5 protein-coding genes and 1 pseudogene are annotated in these 20,445 nt (G+C 65.5%); 2 read left to right on the top strand and 4 right to left on the bottom strand.

Annotated features, from left to right (window positions below; all coding sequences use genetic code 11):
- Nucleotides 1-172 (top strand): annotated as a pseudogene (locus ACQ4WN_RS04230) (IS1595 family transposase); the annotation flags it as partial.
- An 18-nt stretch (nucleotides 173-190) separates the two neighbouring features.
- Here ACQ4WN_RS04230 and ACQ4WN_RS04225 read toward each other — a convergent pair.
- Complete coding sequence (locus tag ACQ4WN_RS04225) at nucleotides 191-814, bottom strand: glutathione S-transferase family protein (RefSeq protein WP_436550396.1); 624 nt, start codon at nucleotides 812-814, stop codon at nucleotides 191-193.
- A 254-nt stretch (nucleotides 815-1,068) separates the two neighbouring features.
- Here ACQ4WN_RS04225 and ACQ4WN_RS04220 point away from each other — a divergent pair, with 254 nt between their 5' ends.
- A complete protein-coding gene (locus ACQ4WN_RS04220; protein WP_436550395.1) occupies nucleotides 1,069-3,774 on the top strand; it encodes a M1 family metallopeptidase in 2,706 nt (901 codons plus the stop codon).
- Nucleotides 3,775-4,229: 455 nt separating this feature from the next.
- Here the strand turns inward: ACQ4WN_RS04220 and ACQ4WN_RS04215 are convergent, their stop codons facing one another.
- From ACQ4WN_RS04215 to ACQ4WN_RS04205, 3 genes are read right to left on the bottom strand one after another with little or no spacing between them, the layout of a single operon-like run.
- Nucleotides 4,230-5,300 (bottom strand): OmpA family protein, encoded by a 1,071-nt coding sequence (locus ACQ4WN_RS04215; protein ID WP_436550394.1) that lies wholly within the window; start codon nucleotides 5,298-5,300, stop codon nucleotides 4,230-4,232.
- 8 nt (nucleotides 5,301-5,308) lie between these two features.
- The gene (locus tag ACQ4WN_RS04210) at nucleotides 5,309-8,614 is read right to left on the bottom strand and encodes a hypothetical protein (protein ID WP_436550393.1); all 3,306 of its coding nucleotides are present in this window, start codon (nucleotides 8,612-8,614) and stop codon (nucleotides 5,309-5,311) included.
- A 52-nt stretch (nucleotides 8,615-8,666) separates the two neighbouring features.
- The gene (locus ACQ4WN_RS04205) at nucleotides 8,667-20,315 is read right to left on the bottom strand and encodes a hypothetical protein (protein ID WP_436550392.1); all 11,649 of its coding nucleotides are present in this window, start codon (nucleotides 20,313-20,315) and stop codon (nucleotides 8,667-8,669) included.
- Nucleotides 20,316-20,445 lie beyond the last annotated feature (130 nt).

Here is a 20,445-nt window from a genome sequence, read left to right as displayed (position 1 = left end):
TGCCTACCACAGCCGCTTGCGCGGCTGGCTGCGCATATTCCACGGGGTAGCCAGCCATTACCTGCCGAATTATCTGGGGTGGCGCTGGATACTCGACGCCGGACGCATCCGCTCCCCAGAAACATTGTTGAAGGCAACTATGGGAGAGTTCCCACACCTTACGGTGACATAGCCTTCTTTTTTGGGGAGCTTACTTCGCCTGCGCGCTGGGGCGCTCGGCGATGCGGTCGCGGTAAGCCTGCAGGTTCGACAAGCCTTCCGCGCCCGGACGGTACTTCATCAGGCCACGCGCGAATTCCAGCGCGCAGAAGGCCGTGATGTCGGCGATCGTAAACCGTTCGCCGGCGATATACGGCTGCTGCGCCAGTACCTGGTCCAGCCATTGCGCCGTTTCGCGCAGCTTGCCCGCCTGCGCCGTGGCGAAGTCGGGAAACTGCGGGTTTTCCAGCGCCACCAGGGCCGGATGGCCATGCCGCACCCAGTTGGCGGCGGCGCTGAACAAATGCAGTTCCACGCGGCGGTCGGCCATTTCAATGAAGGCGCGCTCCTCGAAACCCTCGCCCATCAGGTTGGGCTGCGGCTGCAAGCCTTCCAGATAGGTGCAGATGGCGCGCGTCTCGGTCAGCACGCGCCCATCCGCCAGTTCCAGCACGGGCACGCGGCCCAGCGGGTTTTTCGCCAGGAAGGCGGGATCGCGGTGCTGGCCCGCCATCAGGTCGAGCGCCACTTCCTCGATGCCGGTGATGCCCTTCTCGGCGATGAACATGGTGACGCGGCGTGGATTGGGCGTGCGGGGGCTGATAGTCAGTTTCATGGGCGTGGGTCTCGTCTCGTTGTGGTGGTGGAAAATCAGCTGCGGGACTGGCCTATGGCAGTACAGCCAGTCACCCATCATACCAGTGCTCGGCAGACACGCGCCGCCTCTGGCGCGTTGACTTTGCCCCCGTTTCGCCTTAGATTGCTGCAGGGGAACGCTGGCCGCCAGTTCCAGCGATGTCCCCCACACGTCATCAACGCTCGCAGCCTACCCGGCTGGCGGGCGTTTTACTCATGAACCAAGGGCATACCATGCACCGTACACCGACACCGCGTTTCCGCCGCAGCCAACTGGCCGCCGCCGTCCTGGCACTGGCTTCCATCACCGCCGCCCATGCGGGCAACACCACTCCCGCCGCCAGGTACGCCTCGGCCAGCCACGCCGCCACGACCACCACGCAGTTGCCGCGCGGCGTCAGGCCTTTGCACTATATTGTGTCGATCACGCCGGACGCTGCCGCCGCCACCTTCAAGGGCGAAGCGGCCATCAAGGTGGCCGTCGACACGCCAACGGCCAGCATCACTTTCAATGCCCTGAACCTGGCGTTTGCAGCCGCCGCCATCGAAGGCGCGGGCGGCAGCAAGCAGGTGACGCGCAAGATCGAGTTCGATGCGGACAAGCAGACGGCCACCGTGCATTTTGCCGAGCCCGTGGAGAAGGGTGAGTACCTGTTGCGCATCGATTACAGCGGCAAGATTGGCACGCAGGCGACGGGCCTGTTCTCGCTCGACTACGACACGCCGCAAGGGCGCCAGCGCGCGTTGTACACGCAATTCGAAAATTCGGATGCGCGCAGCATGTTGCCGTCATGGGATGAACCGGACTACAAGGCCACCTTCGCGCTGGACGTGGTCGTGCCGAGCAACCAGATGGCCGTCGGCAACATGCCGATTGCCCGCAGCGAAGACCTGGGCTATGGCATGAAGCACGTGTACTTCGCCACCACCCCGCGCATGTCGACATATCTGCTGTTTTTCGGCCTGGGCGACTTCGAGCGGGCGACAAAGATGGCCGACGGTACGGAAGTGGGCGTCATCACGAAAAAGGGCGCGCTGGCGCAAAGCCGCTTCGCGCTCGACGAATCAGCCGCCCTGCTGCGCGAATACAACGATTACTTCGGCGTGCGCTACCCGCTGCCCAAGCTCGACAACATCGCCGCGCCGGGCCGCAGCCAGTTCTTCGGCGCCATGGAAAACTGGGGCGCCGTGTTCACCTTCGAATATGGCCTGCTGCTCGACCCGGCCATCTCGACCCAGTCGGACAAGGAAAACATCTACACCACCCTGTCGCATGAAATGGCGCACCAGTGGTTCGGCGACCTGGTCACCATGCGCTGGTGGGACGACCTGTGGCTCAACGAAGGCTTTGCGTCGTGGATGGAAAGCCGCACCACGGAGCGTCTGCACCCCGAGTGGAACACGGCCCTGTCCAACGTTGGCGGGCGCGAATCGGCCATGAGCCAGGATGCGCTGCGCACCACGCATCCGGTGGTGCAGCGCATCGCCACCGTGGAACAAGCCAGCCAGGCCTTCGACGGCATCACCTATCAAAAAGGCGAAGCGGTGATCCGCATGCTCGAAGCGTACGTGGGCGCCGACACCTGGCGCACAGCCGTGCGCAGCTACATGCGCAAGCATGCGTATGGCAATACGGTGTCGGACGACCTGTGGCGCGAAGTCGACGCGGCCGCCGGCAAGCCTGTCAGCGCCATCGCCCATGATTTCACCCTGCAGCCGGGCGTGCCGATGATCACGGTGGGCCAGGCCGTGTGCAGGAAGGGCAGCACGCGCGTGACCCTCACGCAGACGGAATTTTCCAAGGACCAGCCGGACAAGAAACCGCTGTCGTGGAAAGTGCCGGTGATCGCTTCGACGGTCGGCAACGGCAAGCTGGCCAAGGTGGTGCTCAAGAATGGCAAGGCCACCCTGAACGTGCCCGGTTGCGGCGCCCTGCTGGTGAATGCGGGCCAGAGCGGCTACTACCGCACCCTGTACGCGCCAGCCGGCACGCGCGCGCTGGCGCGCAGCTTCGCGCGCCTGGCGCCGATCGATCAACTGGGATTGCTGGCAGACAGCCAGTCACTGGGCATGGCGGGCTTGCAAGACCCGGCAGGCTTCCTGGAACTGGTGAAGGCCACGCCGCTGTCGGCCGACCCGCAAGTGCTGGGACGGGTGGCCGGGTCGCTGAACGACCTGTATGAGCAGTACGCGGGCGACAGCGTGGACAGTAAAGCGCGCCAGCATGCCTTCGGCCGCTTTGCCATGGCGCGCCTGGCGCCGATGATGGCGCAGACGGGCTGGGAAGCGCACGCCGGCGAAGCGTCGAGCGTCGCGACCCTGCGCGCACGCCTGATCGCCATCCTCGGCGACATGGGCGAGCCGGGCGTGCTGCTAGAGGCGCGCCGCCGCTACGCTGCCAGCGAGCAGGATCCCGCCGCCATGCCCGCGCCGCTGCGCCGCACCATCCTGGGCGTGGTGGCCCAGCATGCGGACGCCGCCACCTGGGAACAGATGCACGCCAGGGCGCAGCAGGAAAAGACGCCGCTCATCAAGAACCAGCTGTATGACCTGCTGGCGTCCAGCGATGATCCGGCCCTGGCACAGCGCGCGCTGGCGCTGGCGCTGACGGACGAACCTGGCGTGACCAACAGCCCGGCCATGATCTCGCGCGTGTCGCGCACGCATCCGGAACTGGCCTTCGACTTCGCGCTGGCACACCTGGAGCAAGTCAATGCGCGCGTCGACGCCAGCTCGCGCAGCCGCTACTTCCCGCGTCTGGCGGCCGGCTCGGCGCAGCCGGAGATGATCGCCAAGCTGAAGGCGTATGCGCAAGCCAACCTGCCCGAAGGCGCGCGCGGCGATGCCGACAGCTCCGTCGCGGGCATCGAATACCGCATCAAGGTACGCGCCGAGCGCCTGCCGGCGGTCGATGCATGGCTGGCGAAACAAGCGGGCTAAGTGGCACTCCCGGCGCTACGGCGCCGGGATGAAGAAATTACAGGCAAAAAAAACCGGCTTCGCAGATTGCGGTAGCCGGTTGAAACGCTGTTTCAGAGCGCAGGGATAAACTGGGAAAAACAAGAAAGCGGAAATCGTGCCGGTCATTGAGGTGTCCGGCAACCTTGCGCCCGGGGTTTCCGTGCGCCATGACTCCACTATGCCAGCCCTTCGTTGAGTCAGGCTTAGGACTTCATTAAATTCCCGCACCATCCCTGCATTTCCCCTGCCCCGCCCTGCGATCATTACTATAAAACAAGTTTGACGTGTCTGGTGCCGATGGTTGAGCTCACCGGCTAAGCTGTTGAGTCATGCCTGCATCCTATCGCTCCCGGAACGTAGTGATCTGCGCACCGCATGCTGTGTGCCAACGAAAGCATCATAACAGCGGCATATGACCGCCATATGACGTAGCGCTAGTGTGCGCCATCCTCCTTCACGGAACGCTTGATGCCCGTCAATTCAATCTCCACGCGACGGTTCGGTTGCAGGCAGGCGATCAGGGCAGCGCGCGGCGCCACCTTTTCGCAAGCGGCGACCGGTTCCGCCTTGCCCTTGCCATACGCGCTGATGACGTTGGCGATACCTTGTTCTCGCAGCAACTGTTTCACCGTCAGCGCGCGCCGCTCGGACAAGGCCTGGTTGTAGCTGTCTGGACCGAGCCGGTCCGTGTGGCCCGTCACGCTCAAGGTATCGATCTGCACGTAGCCCTGCTTCAGGCGCGCCGCCAGTGCGCGGATTTTATCGATGCCCTGCGGCAGCATGTCGGCCGCACCCGCCTTGTCGAAGCGGAACAAGGCGTCCATGTCCAGCGTGATGCGTTCATGCTCGATGCGCGGCGGCAAGACCTCCGGCTGCGTTTCGCGCTTCGGCTTGTCGGCCGGGCAGGCGGCTGCGGCAGACTGGGCTGCCGCCTGCGCGTCCTCGGCCAGTTGTACATACGGGTTCGCGTGGCGCCAGCCCTGCTGCTTGTATTCGTTGCCAGCATGCACCAGTTCCACTTCGCCGCACGCCACCTTTTGCGCCGCACAGGCGAATCCCGGCGACTCGCGCAGCTTGCCAAAACTGGCCCACAAATCATCGCGCAGGCGCGTGGCGTCGTTCACCAGCGGCGTGGCGTCGCCAGGATTGGGCCTGCCGTCGTCTTCCAGCGCGGCAACGATCTTGGCCGATTCCTGCAGCGCCTGCAGGGGAAAGGCCGAGCGATCGTTGCGCATGTATTCGTGGAAAGACACGTCGAGCCAGCATTGCGCCTTGGACAGGTAATAGTCGCCCACGCGCACGCCGCCGTCGTTGAGTGTCTTGATGCGTTCCTGCAGCAGGCGGTAAGCCTGCTGGTCGGCAGAGACGGCCTGGTCGCTGATGCGCAACTGGGGCATCGCCAGCGGCGCCGTTGGCAGGGTCGGCGTGGCCGCCTGGGCCAGGCCCATGGCCAGCAGGCTGGCCAGCGGTATCAGTTTCATCATCGGTTTCATTGTGGGATTCATGGTCGCTTTCATGGCCGGGCCAGGGTACGGTTGATGGTGGTGTCTTTGCCTTTGAACAGGTTTTCATCAAACTTGAAGCGCAGGCGCAAATACGATCCGCGCGCCGTATAGTCGGCACCCGTCAGGTCGCGGTCGGAAAAGCCTGACCAGTTGTGGCCGGCCGACAGCCACAGGTTTTGCGCCAGCAGATAGCCCACTTCGACGCCGTTCGCCCACTGGCGGCTGCCCCCTTGCGGGCTGCCCATCACGGCCGCCAGCACGCCGATGTCCCAGCGCTTGCTGATGTCGTACACGGTGCGCGCGGAAAACAGCCACGCCGTATACTTTTCCTGGCCCACAGGCAAGTTCCTGTCGTTGTTGTGCTTGGCGGCGACCCTGCCCGTGAACCACCACGGACGGCTGGGGTGGTAGTCGAGGTGCGTGGAAACGATATGCGCGCGGTAATTGTCGCCATCGATCTGCGACTGGTCGCGCACGGTCTTGTACTCGTAGCGGGCCAGGCCGTTGAAACGGTTGTCGTCCACGGGCCGCCACGCAAAGCCCAGCTGTGCCCGGTCCTGCAGCACGTTGCCCAAGGGCGCGCCGCTGGCGTCATCATTGTTGCGCGTGTACAGCAGGTAGTTGCGTGCAAGCAAAGTCCAGTCACGGCTCAGCTTGCGCGCCCAGGCGATGGTACTGAGCCATTGATCCTGGCGCTGGTCGCCGGGCGCGATTTCACTGTCGAACAAGCGCCGGTACTCGAACTTGACGGAGCCGCGCCACAGCGGATTGACCGAGTAGTCGAAGCCTGCCGCCACGGCCACGGCTTGCTGTTGCTGGCCGTTCATGACTTTCAGATATTCCACATTCGTGTTCGCCGCCAGGCCTTCGCCCAGGTTCCAGGTATTGCGCAAGCCGGACGCCAGCTGCAGGTCGCGCTGGTTGCTCAGGCTGTAATCCATGGCATCGCGCATGCGATACTCGCCAAACACGGTGCCGCCCGGCATGTAACCCGTATCCGCGCCGGCGACAAAGCTGGTGCTGCGGTCGGCCGGATTGAGCGAGTAGGCAGATGCCAGGCCCGTCTGGTTTTCATAGCGCGCATACAGCCGGCTGCGTTCGGCCAGCTGGTATTGCGCACCCAGGCCGTAGCGGTGCTGGTCCGCGTCGGAAATGCTTTTTTCCACGTCGCCATTCAGGGTCCAGCGCTGCGTGGCCTTGTATTGCGCCCCCAGGCGCACGGTGGTGGCGTCCAGCGGCACCGTCGCGCCCGCGCCCACGCCGGGATTGATGGGCGCAAACGTGGTGATGCTGCCACCCGTGACGGGGTCGATGGCCGTGTTGGCCGTGCCGTTGCCGAAGAAGCCGCCCGTGGGATTGAGACCCGTGCCCAGCGGCGAGGTATTGGGCGCGATGCCGGCCGTCGACGGCATGCCGCCGCTCTCCTTCATGTGCTGGACGGAGACGTCGAGCAGCCAGCGCTCGCTGGCATTCCAGGCCACGCCCAGGCGCTGCGCATCGCGGCGCGCGTCCGTGCTGCGCTCGTCGCTGCGGATGGCCTCGCCATACACGGTGACGGCGGCACTGAGCTTGTAGCCAGCCTTCACGCCTGCCTCGCCCCGTCCGCCCGTGATGCCGGCCGCCGTGTTATTGAAATCCTTGTCCGAGCGGCTCCAGAAGACTTTCGCTTCCAGCTTGTCATCCTTGTGCTGCAGCTCGACCCGCGCCGCATTGCCGCTGACTTCATCGCGCAGCTCGCCCGCCTGGCCCGACGGCGTCGTGTAGATGTTGCCGCCCGCGCTGTAGCTGGTCGATGTGCTGCGCGCCACTTCGAGCACCAGCAGGCTGTGCTCGCCGAAGCGCAAGCCCGCATTGACGCTGTGCAATTTGTACGGCGACAAGGGATTCTTGTCTTCCACGGCCGAGCCTCCGAGCGAGACCATCTTGCCCAGCTGTACTTGCCCATCCACGCCCAGGGTCCAGAATTTTTCGCCCCCCTGGTCCACCTCATAGCTGATGCGGATCGATTGCGGATCGCCATTCGGCGTCAGCGCGGGGATCGCCTGCTTGAACAGGATGCGCCCGCTGAACGGCTCGAAGCTGTAATCGTCGAAGCGGCGCAGCTGCGTCACTTGCACGATATTGCCGTTCTGGTTCTTGTCGCGCACCACGATCTCGATCTTTTCCGAGTTTTCGATGGCGTTGTTGTTGCGCACCGCGAACGGCCCCGAGGTGCCATTCGCCCGGTATTCCTCGACCACCTGCTTCAGGCTATCGTTGATGGCGAAGGCATTGGCGACGATGCCATCCTGTTCGTAATGGCCGCGCCCGCCCGTGGCCGTACGGTTGTACTGGCCCAGTTTTCTCTGCTGCAAGCTGGCCACGGCGCCGCCGCCCGTCATCTGGCTGAAGCCGTCGCCAGTGGCGAAGTCGCCATACAGCACATAACTTTTTTGCTGGTCGATGCGCACGTACAGGCGGTCGCTGGAGCGGGCGTCGAAGTTGCGCACGGAACTGTCGCCGTAGACGGGATAAAACTCTTCCGGATTGACATCGCGCAAGAGACGCGCGCGCGACTCCTTGTCCGAGTCGTAGGCGGCCGTCAGCAAGGCGTCGCCACGGATAGTTCCCTTCAGGAACATGGCTGCGCGGCCCGCCACGTTGGCCTTGCCATTGTTGAAGGCCCGGCTCCAGCGCACGATGTCGCGCTCGAAACCATCATTGAAGCGCGATGGCGCAATGTCGCTGCTCGACAGGCTGCGCTTGCTGATGATGCCATCGATCAAGCCCACGGCCAGCATGTCACGCAGTTCTGGCAGGAAACTGATCGTGCCCTGCGCCGCCACGCCGCCGGCCGACACGCGCAGCAGCACGTCCTGCGGCGTGGACGGGGCCAGCAGGCTGAAGCTTGCTACACCATTCTCCACCGTCAGCTGCGTGCCGGGCGTGACCTTGTCGGCGTCGCGCCGCTCGGGGCCCAGCTCGTCCGTGCGGGCGCCGGGCAGCACGATGCGCCCGCCGCTGGCCTCGATAGTCAACAGCGCCGCGTCCGCCAGGGGCTTGCCGTGCGCATCGTACAGCCTGACTGTCACCATGACGGGACTCTGGCCATCGGCCGGCACGTCGTTCCCGTCCGTCTCGACGGCGATGCGCGCCACGCCCCGGTTGATCGCGTAGTCGGTGCCGCCGACCTTGCCGGCAAGGAAGGATGGCGCCGCTACGGCTAAGCCTGCCGCATTGTCCGGCAAGGGCAGTTGCGCCAGGCTGGCCACCGGGAAGGCCAGCAGGGCCAGCGCGGCGGCCATGCGCCGGGGCGCGGGGAGAGTTCTCTTCATGGCTTGTTTCTCTTTAGCAGCATTGGCAAGCGGCAGGTAAGGTGAAAGAGGCTTATTGCGCATGGCTGCCTCCTGCGGCTGGCTGGGCGGCGGGCGTGGACACGCGGGGCGCGGAGACAGGCTGGTTGGCGCTGTCCGTCGCCTGCGCGGGCGCGCTGGCAGGCTGGCTGCTGAAACTCAGTCCCGGCCCCGCCCTGCCCTCCCTTTCCACGCTGCGCACCTCGCCCTGCGCGCGCCGCGCCTTGACTTGCTCCAGCACGGGATTCGAACACGAACCCTCGATGAAGTCGGCGCGCAGCAACTCGCCGTTCTTGGTGTCGAGGAACAAGCTGTGCGGATCGCCCAGGTTGCGGTTCGACGCTTCCATCATGCGGCTGGCGCGCGGCAACGTTGCGCCATCGACCTTGATGACATGGCTGTTCGCCGTGATGCCGCAATAGCTGTACTTGCCTTCCACGTCCGTGGTGAGGTTCGTGCCATCCTCCATATACAGGCGCACGCCCGGGATGCCCAGTTCCTCGGCATCCTGCACATGGTTGTTGTTGCAGTCCACAAACACCTTGCCGGCAATGCAGGCATCCGTGGTGAACACGCCGCCCGTCACCTTCACTTTCGCGCGCGCCTCGTTCGATGGCGGCCCGTTGCTGGTCGATGCCTGGGCGCGGTTGATGCCGTCGCCCTGCAGCGAACCGACGCCCACGCGCAGGCGGTAGCGGAAGCTGGCGCTGGCGTTCGGCGCCAGCGATTCCAGCTTGAAGTTCAGTTGCGGGCCAGGCTTGCCGCCCGGATCGGGCTGCAGCACATTGTTGCGCGTGGTGGTGCCGTCGATGTAGCGGAATCCGGCCGGCAGTTTATCGAGTACGCTGACGCCAAACGCCGTCGCCACACCCGTGTTCTTCACTTCGATGGTGTATTGCAGGCTGTCGCCGATCTCTGCCTGAGTCTTGTTGACGCTCTTGCTGATCAACAACATCGGCTTGTCCTTCGTGTTGAACACCACGGGCGTAAAGCTCGGTGGCGTGGCGCCTGGTGTCGCCGGCAGCAGCAAGGTGTCGGCCGAGCTTGCCAATGCCAGCACGCTGGCGGGCGCCACTGGCGTGCTGGCGCCGTCCGCGCCGCTATAGCTGTGGCCGATATTCCGGCCGCCTGTCCCCGTGCCCGGCATGGTGCTCGCATACACCTGGTTCAGCTGCGGCACGGTGGGGATCGCAGCTACGCTGCCGAAGTCGACCAGCACCGTGAAGACGATGTTGCAGCTTTCCTGCGGCTGCAAATCGCCATTGCCGCTCAGCAAGCCAAACACGGTGATGCCGTTGAAGTCGCCATTCGCGACGCAGGCCGTGGCACCGGCAGGCCGCGCCGTGACGGCCAGGCTGCCCGGCTTGAAGGTGACGCTGGCCGCTGTCGGGAAGACAGCCTTCAGGTTTTCCGCCACCTGCACCATGGTCGAGGTCGGATAGCCTGCAGGATAGCGGTTGGCCGCCTGCACCGTGTAGCTGATCTCGAACTTGCTGGCGTCGACCTGCTGTTGCGCGGACACTGCCTTGATGACATCGACCACTTGCCGCAGCAACACCACGGGTGTGGGCGTGTCTTCACCCGTGAAGGCGACGCCGCCCACGGTATCCGAGGCATTGCCGTTGCGGTTGGGATCGACCTTTTCCGCCAGCGCGGCCACGTCCGCTGCAGTCGCCACGACGCCCGCATGGCTGCCGCCATTGTTGGAAGCGTCAAACACGAGGCTACCCACGGGTGGCGTATAAGTTGGATTGGCGGCGATGACGCCTGCGGCCGGGGCTGGCGGCACGCTGATGCTGCCGCCCGCATTGGCGACATTGCCGCCCAGCGCGCTGGCAAACACACTGTTGTTGTACTGCGGCGCGGTGCTGTCTTGCACGGTGATTTCCACCGTGAAAGTAATGACGCTCAGTTCGCCTTCGGCCAAGGCCGCATCACCGCTGAGCAAACGCAAGTCGCTGCCGCCGCAACCGCCCGTAAAGCCCGGGTTGACGGCCAGCTGCCGGCTGCCGCCGATAGCGGGTGCGGCAGGTGGAGCAACGATGCGGCACGTGACAGGTTCAGGGAAAGCAGCGCGCAGACTGTCGAGTGCCTGCACATTCTGCGCCGCGCCCTTGCCCACGTTGCGGATCACCACCGTGTACGGCACATTGAAGACTTTGGCCGACAGCTGGGTCACCTTGCCCACGCCCAGCGCCACGCCGATGGCCGGATTCGCCACGTCCGTGACGGCCGTGCAATCAGATGCCTGCGCGCAACGTGGCAAATCGGCACCGGCGGGCACGATGGTGTTGCTCAATGTCCCGCTGGCGGCCACTTTCGCGCTCAGCGTGACGGCGGCCACGGCATTCGGCGCCAGGCCGGCCGGCACCGTGCACACCAGTTTATTTGCGGCCAGCGGCGCGCAGGTGGTGGGCGCGGCGGGCGTGACGACGATCTCCGTCAGGCTGGCGGCCAGGTCGTCCGTCAGCGTGATGGCTGCCGTGGTGGCACCGCTGCCGCTGTTGGTGGCGGTAATCGTCCAGCTGACGGTATCGCCGATGCTGGCGTTGGCCTTGTCCGCCACTTTTTTCACCATCACGCTGGGGCTGGTCACATTGGTGCTGGTCTGGCAATCGCTCGGGGCCAGGCACTGTGGCGCATCGGGTCCGGAAGGCACGACGCGGTTGAGCGCCGTGCCCGCCTGAGTGACGGTGGCCGACACTTCCACGCTGGCTTCGCCGCCATTACCGATCAGGCCGGCCGGCACGCTGCAGGTCAGCACATTGCCGGCCACGGGCGCGCAAGTGGCACGCACGGGCGTGAGCACCACATTCGCCAGGCCTGCCGGCAAGGTATCGACCAGGCTCATGACGGCGCGCGTGGGGCCGGTGCCCGTATTGCTGGCCGTGATGGTCCACACCACGGTGTCGCCCACATTGGCGCTGACGCGGTTGACGCTTTTCCGCACTGCCACCTTGGGTCCCGTCAGCACGATGCTGGACTCGCAGCTGCTGGCCTGCGCGCAGGCTGGATTGTCCGGTCCGCTCGGCATCACGCGGTTCGACAGCACGCCTTCCAGCGTGCCCGTGGCCGTTACGCGCACGCTGCGCGTGCCATTGCCGATAGCCAATTGACCAGCAGCAATGCTGCAGCTTTGCACGCTGTTCGCCACCCAGTTCGCCAGCGGCGGGCAGCTCACGCCGGCATCGGCGTTGACCGCCAGCACCGTCAGGTTCGGCGGCAGCATGTCTGCCAGAGTCACCACGCCCAAGTTGGCTACGCCGCCACTGTTGACGGCGGTAATCGTCCAGACGATGCTGTCGCCCACGTTGGCATTGCCGCGGTCGGCCGTCTTGCTGACGCGAATGACGGGGCCAGGCATGGTTACGGTGGCCGTGTTCGGCAAATCGTACTGCACTTCCGTCGAGCTGGTGGCGATCAGACTGACGATGGTCGAGACGTTGCTGGCCGGCTGGATATACGACAGGCCGAAGCTGTGCAACTCGTTGGGCGCCAGGCTGGCGGGCAAGCCCGTCACCGTCAGCATGCCGCTGATGGCGTCATAGCTGCCGGCCGCGCCGCTCAGGGTCACGCCCATCAGGCCCTGCGCCAGTTTCAGGCTGTACGTCACGTTCTCGGCCGTGCCGGGACCAACGTTGCTGTAGCTGACGATGCCGTTGATCTGGTCGCCGGCACTGGTGGTGCCGGGGAAACCGTTGAGGGTGGTGGTCACGTCGACCAGCAGCTTGATGGCCGTGGTGCTGGTGACACAGTCCGCCGCCTGCGCGCAGACAGGATTGTCCGGCCCGCTTGGCAACACCGTGTTCTGCAGCACGCCGGCCGCGCTGGCCGTGGCGCGCAGCACCACTTGCGCCTGTCCGCCCGGCACCAGGCCAGCCGTCACGCTGCACGTGACGATATTGCCCGCCACGGGCGCACAGGTGGCCAGCTGCGTGGACAGCACTTGCACGCCGCTGACGCCGGCTGGCAGGTTGTCGGTGAGCACGATGGCGGACTTGGTCGCACCCGTGCCGCCATTGCTGGCGGTAATGGTCCAGGTCAGCACGTCGCCCACGCTGACATTGCTCCTGTCGACGCTCTTGCGCACCGTCACTTGCGGCGCGACGAGGGCCGTCGTGGCCTGGCAGGCGCTGGCCGTATCGCAGGCGGGATTGTCGCCACCGCTGGGCACGATACGGTTCGACAGGTTGCCGCCCGCGGTGCCGCGCCCCGTGATGACGACCTTGCGGCTGCCATTGCCGGCTGCCAATTGACCTACCGCAACCGTGCACGCCTGCACGCTGCCAGCCGTCCAGCTGGCGACGGGTGGGCAGCTCACTCCCGCGTCAGGTGTCACGCTGAGCACGACGATATTGGTCGGCAGCACGTCGGCGATGACGACAGCGAATTGATTCGGCAAATTGCCCGTGTTCGTCGCCGTGATGCTCCAGCTCAGGATATCGCCCACGGCCGCGTTCCCCTTGTCGACCGTCTTGCTGGCGCGAATCACAGGACCGGGCAAGTTCGTCGTCGCCGTATTCGGCAAGTCGTTGACGATTTCCGTCGAACTGGTGCCCACCACGCTGCTGATGCGCGAGCTGTTGCTGGCAGGCTGCGTGTAGAACAGGTTGAAGCTGGCGCTCTGGCCGGCGATCAGGGTGGCCGGCAAACCGCTCAGCACATACAGGCCCGTGGCGCTGTTGTAGACGCCGCCGATGCCAGGTGCGCCGCTGACGGGGCTGACGGAAACGCCGCTCAGGCCCGGCTCCAGCTGCAGGCTGTAGCTCATCGCTTCCGCCACGCCCGGCCCCGCGTTGGCAAACGTCACCACGCCACGGATGGCGTCGCCCGCGTTGCTGCTGGCGGGGAAGCCGTTCAGGGTGGTCGTCACGTCGACCAGCAGTTTCGATACCACCGTGGTGGTCTGGCAATCGCCGGGGACAGCGCAAACGGGGTTGTCCCCTCCTCCCGGCAGCAGCGCATTGACGAGGCTGCCCGACACGGTGGCCGTGGCGCTCAGCTTGACGCTGGCGCTGGCGCCGGCGGCCAGGCCGGCCGGCACGCTGCAGCTCACGACATTGCCCGCCGGCGCGGCGCAGGTGACGGGCGCCGTCGGCGTCACCTGCACATTCGCCAGGCCCGCAGGCAGGGTATCGGCCAGGGTGGCGATGGCCGTGCTGGGACCGCTACCGCTATTGCGCAAGGTCAAGGTCCACGTCAGGGTATCGCCCACGTTGGCCGCCGTCTTGTCGACGCTCTTGCTGGCGTTCAGCAAGGGCGCGCTGACGGTGCTGGTGGTGCTGCAATCGCCCGCCTGCAGGCAGGCCGGGTTATCCGTGCCGCTGGCGCTGACGCCATTCACGAGACTGCCGGCCACGGCAGCGCGCGCCGTCACTTGCAGCGTGGCATTGCCGCCGGCTGCCAGGCCAGCCGGCACGCTGCACGTGAGCACATTGCCGGCCAGCGGCGCGCAGGTGACGGGCGCGGCGGGCGTGACGACGATATTTGCCAGGCCGGCCGGCAAGGTATCGGTGATGGTGGCGATAGCCGTGCTGGCCCCCGTGCCGCTGTTGGCCAGGGTGACCGTCCACGTCAGGCTGTCGCCGATATTCAGCGCCAGCTTGTCGACACTCTTGCTCAGCGCCAGGCTGGGGCTGGTAATCGTGGTCTGCGTCTGGCAGCTGCTGGCCTGGAAGCAGGCTGGATTGTCGGGGCCGCTCGGCATCAGCTGGTTGACCATGGTGCCGCCCGCGCTGGCCCTGCCAGTCAACACGATCTGGCGTTGGCCATTGCTGGCCGCCAGCTGGCCGATGGCCACGCTGCAGCTCTGGCTGCTGTTGGCCACCCAACTGGCCAGCGGCGGACAGGTGACGCCGCTGTCGGGCGCCACATTCGTCACGATGATATTGGCTGGCAGCAAGTCCGTCAGGATCACGGCGCCCTGGTTGGCCAGGCTACCCGTGTTGCTGGCCGTAATCGTCCAGATAATTTCCTCGCCGACATTCGCCACGGCCTTGTTGGCCGTCTTGCTGACGCGAATGATGGAGCCGGGCATGGTGACGGTTGCCACGTTCGGCTGGTCGTTCGGTACTTCGACCGACGTCGTGGCGATGCGGCTGATCACGCTCGACAGGTTGCTGGCCGGCTGGATGTAGCTGAGCTGGAAGCTGAAACCCTGCCCCTGCGCCAGGGTGGCCGGCACGCCGCTGAAGGTCACCAGGCCGGAACCCCCGTTGTAGCTGCCCGCCACGCCGTTCACGCTCACGCCGGCCAGGCCGGGCGCCAGTTGCAGGCTATAGGTCACGCCTTCGGCCGGGCCGGGGCCGATATTGCTGAAATTGACCGTGCCGGCTATGGTGTCGCCCGCGTGCGTGCTGCCGGGAAAGCCGTTCAGGGTGGTGGTCACGTCGACCAGCAGTTTCACGGCCGTGCTGGTGGTGCTGCAATCGCCGGGCTGCGGACAGACAGGGTTGTCGGGGCCGCTTGGCACGACGGTATTGACGTAGGCGCCGGCCGCATTGGCCACGCCCTTGACGACGATATTGAGCGTACTGCCCGCCGCCATGCCGGCTGGAATCGAGCATACCAGCTGGTTGCCGCTCGGCACCGCACAGGTGGCGGGCGACGCGGGCAGTAATTGCCACAGGGTCAGGTTGGCCGGCAAGGTGTCGGTCAGGGTGACCACACCCGTGGTCGCTCCCGTGCCCGTATTGGCCACGGCAAGCGTCCACGTCAGCGCGTCGCCCACGTTGATATTGCTCTTGTCGACGCTTTTACGCACGGCCACTTGCGGGCTGAGGATGGTGGTGCTGGTCTGGCAGGAAGCGGCCTGGGCACAGGCGGGATTGTCGGGTCCGCTCGGCAGCACTTTATTGCCCAGGCTGCCGCCAGCGGTGCCCCTGGCCGTGATGGTGATGCTGCGGCTGCCATTCATGGCGGCCAGCTGGCCGGCTGCGACGGTACACGCTTGCGCGCTATTGGCCAGCCAGCTGGCCAGCGGCGGACAGCTGACGCCGGCGCCCGGCGTGACGGACAGCACCGCCACGTTGGCGGGCAGGATATCGGTCAGGGTTACCAGGCCAAGGTTGGCCAGGCTGCCCGTATTCGTGGCCGTGATGGTCCAGGTAATCGTCTCGCCCACGTTGGCCGTCGTCTTGTCGGCCAGTTTCGTCACGCGGATGATGGGGCCGGGAACGGTTGCCATGGCCGTGTTCGGCAAATGGTTCGCCACCTCCACCGAAGTGGTGGCGATGCTCGACGTCACCATCGACAGATTATCGGCTGGCTGCGTGTAGCTGACGTTGAAACTGGTGCTCTGGCCATTCGCCAGGCCTGCGGGCAAGCCGCTGAGGGTCACGACGCCCGTGGCGGCATTGTAGCTGCCCACGGCGCCCGTCAGGGCGACGTTGCTCAGGCCCGGCGTCAGCTGCAGGGTGTACGTCACGCCTTCGGCCGGGCCCGGTCCCACGTTGGCGTAGGTGACGGTGCCGGAAATCATGTCGCCCGCCAGGGTATTCGGCGGGAAATTGTTCAGCGTGGTGGTGACGTCGACCAGCAGCTTGACCACCGTGGTGGTGGTGCCGCAATCGCCGGGCAGCACGCAGGCGGGGTTGTCGGGTCCCGATGGCAGCACGCTGTTGACGGCAGACCCGGCCAGGGTGGCCGTGGCGCTGACGATGACTTTGGCCGAGGCGCCTGGGGCCAGGCCGGCCGGCACGCTGCACGTCAGGTTCTGACCCGCCACGGGCGCGCAAGTGGCAGGGGCCTGCGGGCTGACGACGATGTTCGCCAGGCCGGCCGGCAAGGTGTCGGCCAGCGTGACGATGCCCGTGCTCGCACCCGTGCCGCTATTGCTCACCGTCAAAGTCCACGTGAGCGTGTCGCCCACGTTGATGCTGGCCTTGTCGACGCTCTTCTTTACCGCCAGGTTCGGGCTGGTGACGGTGGTGCTAGTCTGGCAAATGGCTGGCGTGGCGCAAGCGGGATTGTCGATGCCGCTCGGCACGAGGCTGTTGGCCACCGTGCCGGACGCATTCGCCACAGCTTTGATGAGCACCGTTGCCTGCATGCCACTGCCCAGCCCTGGCGGCACGGTGCACGTCAGCGTCGTGCCAACAGGCACGCCGCAACTGGCGGGCGCTGCGGGCAGGATCTGCAGTGCGCCCACGTTGGCGGGCAAGCTGTCGGTCAGGGTGATCGGACCATTCGTGGGGCCGCTGCCGCTGTTGATGGCTTTCAGGGTCCACGTGATGGTGTCGCCGAGATTGACGGTGGTCCTGTCGACGCCTTTCGTCACGGCCACGCTGGGACTGGTCACCGTGCTGGTGGTGGCGCAATCGGCAGGCGTGGCGCAGACCGGGTTGTCGGCGCCGGATGGCACGACGCTGTTGGCATACGTGCCCGCTGCGGCGGGCTGGGCCGTGACGCTGAAGCCGGCGATGCCGCCGTTCGCGGCCAGGCCGGCCGGCACCGTGCAAGTGAGGATATTACCTACCGGCACGGCGCAGGTGGCGCTGCCGACCAGCGCCACGTTCAGGCCTGCCAGGTTGGCAGGCAAGGTATCGGTCAGCGTGATGGGTGCGGTGCTCACGCCATCGCCGCTGTTCGTCGCCGTGACGCTCCAGGTCAGGCTGGCGCCGATATTGATGCTGGCATGGTCGACGGTTTTCGTCACCGCCACTTTCGGGCTGGTAATCGAGGTGACCGTGCGGCAGTTTTCCGCCGTGGCGCAGGAAGGATTATCGGGTCCGCTTGGCATGATGCGGTTTGCCAGGCTGCCGCCCACCGTGGCGTGCGCCGTGATGGTGATGCTGCGGCTGCCGGTGAGGGCCGCCAGCTGGCCGGCGGCGATGGTGCAGGTCTGGGTGCTTGACGCCGTCCAGCTTGCCAGCGGCGGGCACGTCACGCCCGGCGCCGCCACCACGCTCGTCACCACCAGGCTGGGCGGCAGCAAATCGGCCAGACTGACGATGCCCTGGTTGGCGATATTGCCTGTATTGCTGGCCGTGATCGTCCAGGTAATGCTCTCGCCCACGTTGGCCGTCAGCTTGTCGGCCACCTTGGTGACGCGCACGTTCGGCCCAGGCACCATCACGGTGGCCGTATTCGGCAAGTCATTCGCCACTTCGACCGAGGTGGTACCGACCACGCTGGTGACAAACGAACTGTTCGAGGCCGGCTGCGTGTAGCTGAGATTGAAGGTGATGCCCTGCCCTGCCGCCAGATTCGGCGGCAGGCCGGACAGGGTAACGAAGCCCGTGCCCGCGTTGTACACGCCCGTCACGCCGCCCACCGACACACCCGCCAAGCCTGTCGGCAATTGCAGCGTGTATGTCAGGTTCTCAGCCGTGCCCGGTCCCATGTTGCGGTAAGTGACCGTGCCGCTGATGGCGTCGCCCGCATTCGTCGAACCGGGAAAGCCGTTCAGGGTGGTGGTCACGTCCACCAGCGCCTTGCTGACGATGGTGGTGGTCTGGCAGGCAGCCAGCGTGGCGCAGCTGGCGCCATTGCCGCCGGACGGCGCCACGCTGTTGACGAAGCTGCCGGCCGCCGTCGGCACGCCAGTGATGCTGACCTGGGCACTGGCGCCCGGCGCCAGGCCGGCGGGCAGCGTGCAGGTGAGCGTATTGCCGGCCAGCGGCGCGCAGGTGGCGGGCGCCGTGGGGGTGACGACGATGCTGGCCAGGTTGGCCGGCAGGGTATCGGCGAGGGTCAGGGCCGCCGTGGTGGCGCCCGTGCCGGTATTGTTCGCCGTCAAGGTCCACTGCACGCTGTCGCCAACGAAGGCGCTGCTCTTGTCGACGCTTTTTTGCACGCGCACGAGCGGACTGACGATGGCCAGCGAGTCGCTGTCCACGTTATTCGCGGGGATGGGGTCCATCGTGGTCGAGCCGGCCGTGGTGGTGATCGTCAGGCTGCCGCTGGCGGGCAGGTTGAAAGTGGAGGTGCAATTAATGCGCGAGCCGGGAATGAAAGGCGACACGGCCGCGCTGCAGCTGGCCGTGGCGCCGGCTGGCAAGCCGCTCATCACGCAGGTGGGCGCGGCCGCATTGTCCGGGCCGTTGTTCGTGCACACGCCCGTCACCGTCACCGGGGCACCAGCATTGTAGGGGCCGGCCGGCAGCGTGGTGACAGCCTGCATGTCGGCCTGCAGGCGACGGTTGCTGATGGTACACGTGACAGGTGCCTCGGGCATCGTGAAGTTGCCCGAGGTGGCCGCGCCTGTGCCGATGACGGCGGCCGTATCCGTGCGCACGCAACTGTAGCTGCTCTGGTACTGCGCCAGGATGGTGGCCGTGCCCGCGTTTTCCGCGAACGTCGCGAGATTGCCCGCGCGCACCAAGGCGCTGGCCGTGGCGCCGTTGCCGCCCTGCACGCCAGCCGTGCCATTGGCATTCATGATGAACAGGCCGCTGTCGCTGGCGGGCGCCAGTACCTTGAGCACCGTCAGGGTATTCGTCCTGACCGTGGCCGTGGTGCTGCTGCTGTTGTTGCTGAGATCGCTATCCGTTTCATTGGGCGAGACGATCACATTGGCCGTATTGACGATGCTCGCGGCATCGCCCGGCGTGGCCGTGATCGTCACCGTCAGGTAGGGACCCGTGGTGGGGTCGCTGACGGCCGCGTTCACGGGCAGGTTGCCCATGGTAATGCTGACGCTGTTGCTGCCCGAGCCCGAGGTTTTCGTGCCGCAGGAAGCGCTGCCGCTGGCGGCGCAGGTCCAGCTGACATTGCTCAAGCTGGCCGGCAGCACATCGCTGAAGGTGGCACCCATGCTGAGGGCCGGGCCGCGGTTCCAGACTTTCACGGTATAGCTCAAGGGCTTGCCGATGGAAAACTGTGCCGGGCCCGCCTTGCTGACGGCCAGGTCGGTCTTGGCGTTGGTGCAACTGGCATAGGAACTGGCCAGGCTGGGGTCGCGCAATTGCGCCGCGGGAATGATTTCCGTCACATTATCGGGACGCGTCCAGCGCATGTGCAAATGGTTGATGCCGCCCACGTTATTCCACAGGACGCGGGCCAGATAACATCCACCGGGCGTGGCGCTATTGAAATTGCCGGCCAGGTTCTGGAAATCCGTTTCACTATTCGAATACTCAGCCACGCTGCCCACGGCCACGTTATACACGGCGCTGCGGTAATTGATCGAATACTGGGTGGAAAAATCCACTTTCACGTCATCATCATGCGCGACGCTGAATTTGTAATTGCCGGCCATCGGAAATACCACCAGCGTGTACATTGCGCGGCCCATCAGCCAGGCCCGGCAGGCAGGCGACGTTTGCTGCGTCTCGATGTAGCATAACTGCGCGGGATTGGCGGCCGTGCCAGTGGCCCAGTCCATCTGTGGCGAGGAGCCCGTGCGCGCCGCATTGACGGCAGGATTGGCGGCCAGCGCCATCAGGCTGGCGAGGCGGCCAGCACTGCCCGCGTTAAAACCATTGTTGTAATTGGGCGCCGGTGAATTCGCAGGCACCCGCTCAATGCCGCGGTAATCCTCCCACAGCACTTGTGCAGTGACAGGTGCAACGGCTCCCAGCAGCAAGGAAGCGAGCGCCAGCGGCGCAACATGACACTTGGAAAGATGGGGTAGGCGGATGCGGCCGACAAGGGCGGCCAGCATGCCCATGTAACGTCCGGCGGAAGAAAAAGCTGCATGGCGGCCAGATTGGCCTGCCGTTTCCTGGTGTGTTTTGATCATGTTGTTCGCTAAGAAATGTTCTGCTGCACGAAGCATTAACATATAAAAATGACATCTATTTGACACAATTATATGAACAAGTAACAGTTCAAGCGTACGACAACGGCCGGTTTTTTGTTTTCAACATGGA

The sequence above is a fragment of the Janthinobacterium pasteuri genome (genome assembly GCF_051380775.1).
Lineage (GTDB): Bacteria > Pseudomonadota > Gammaproteobacteria > Burkholderiales > Burkholderiaceae_D > Janthinobacterium.
Note: the sequence above shows the minus strand (reverse complement) of the source record. Positions and strands in the feature narration are given on the sequence as shown.

Coding starts and splice junctions, on each gene's coding strand:
- ACQ4WN_RS04215 (WP_436550394.1), bottom strand. CDS start 5,300: ATGAATCCCACAATGAAACCGATGATGAAACTGATACCGCTGGCCAGC.
- ACQ4WN_RS04220 (WP_436550395.1), top strand. CDS start 1,069: ATGCACCGTACACCGACACCGCGTTTCCGCCGCAGCCAACTGGCCGCC.
- ACQ4WN_RS04210 (WP_436550393.1), bottom strand. CDS start 8,614: ATGAAGAGAACTCTCCCCGCGCCCCGGCGCATGGCCGCCGCGCTGGCC.
- ACQ4WN_RS04205 (WP_436550392.1), bottom strand. CDS start 20,315: ATGATCAAAACACACCAGGAAACGGCAGGCCAATCTGGCCGCCATGCA.
- ACQ4WN_RS04225 (WP_436550396.1), bottom strand. CDS start 814: ATGAAACTGACTATCAGCCCCCGCACGCCCAATCCACGCCGCGTCACC.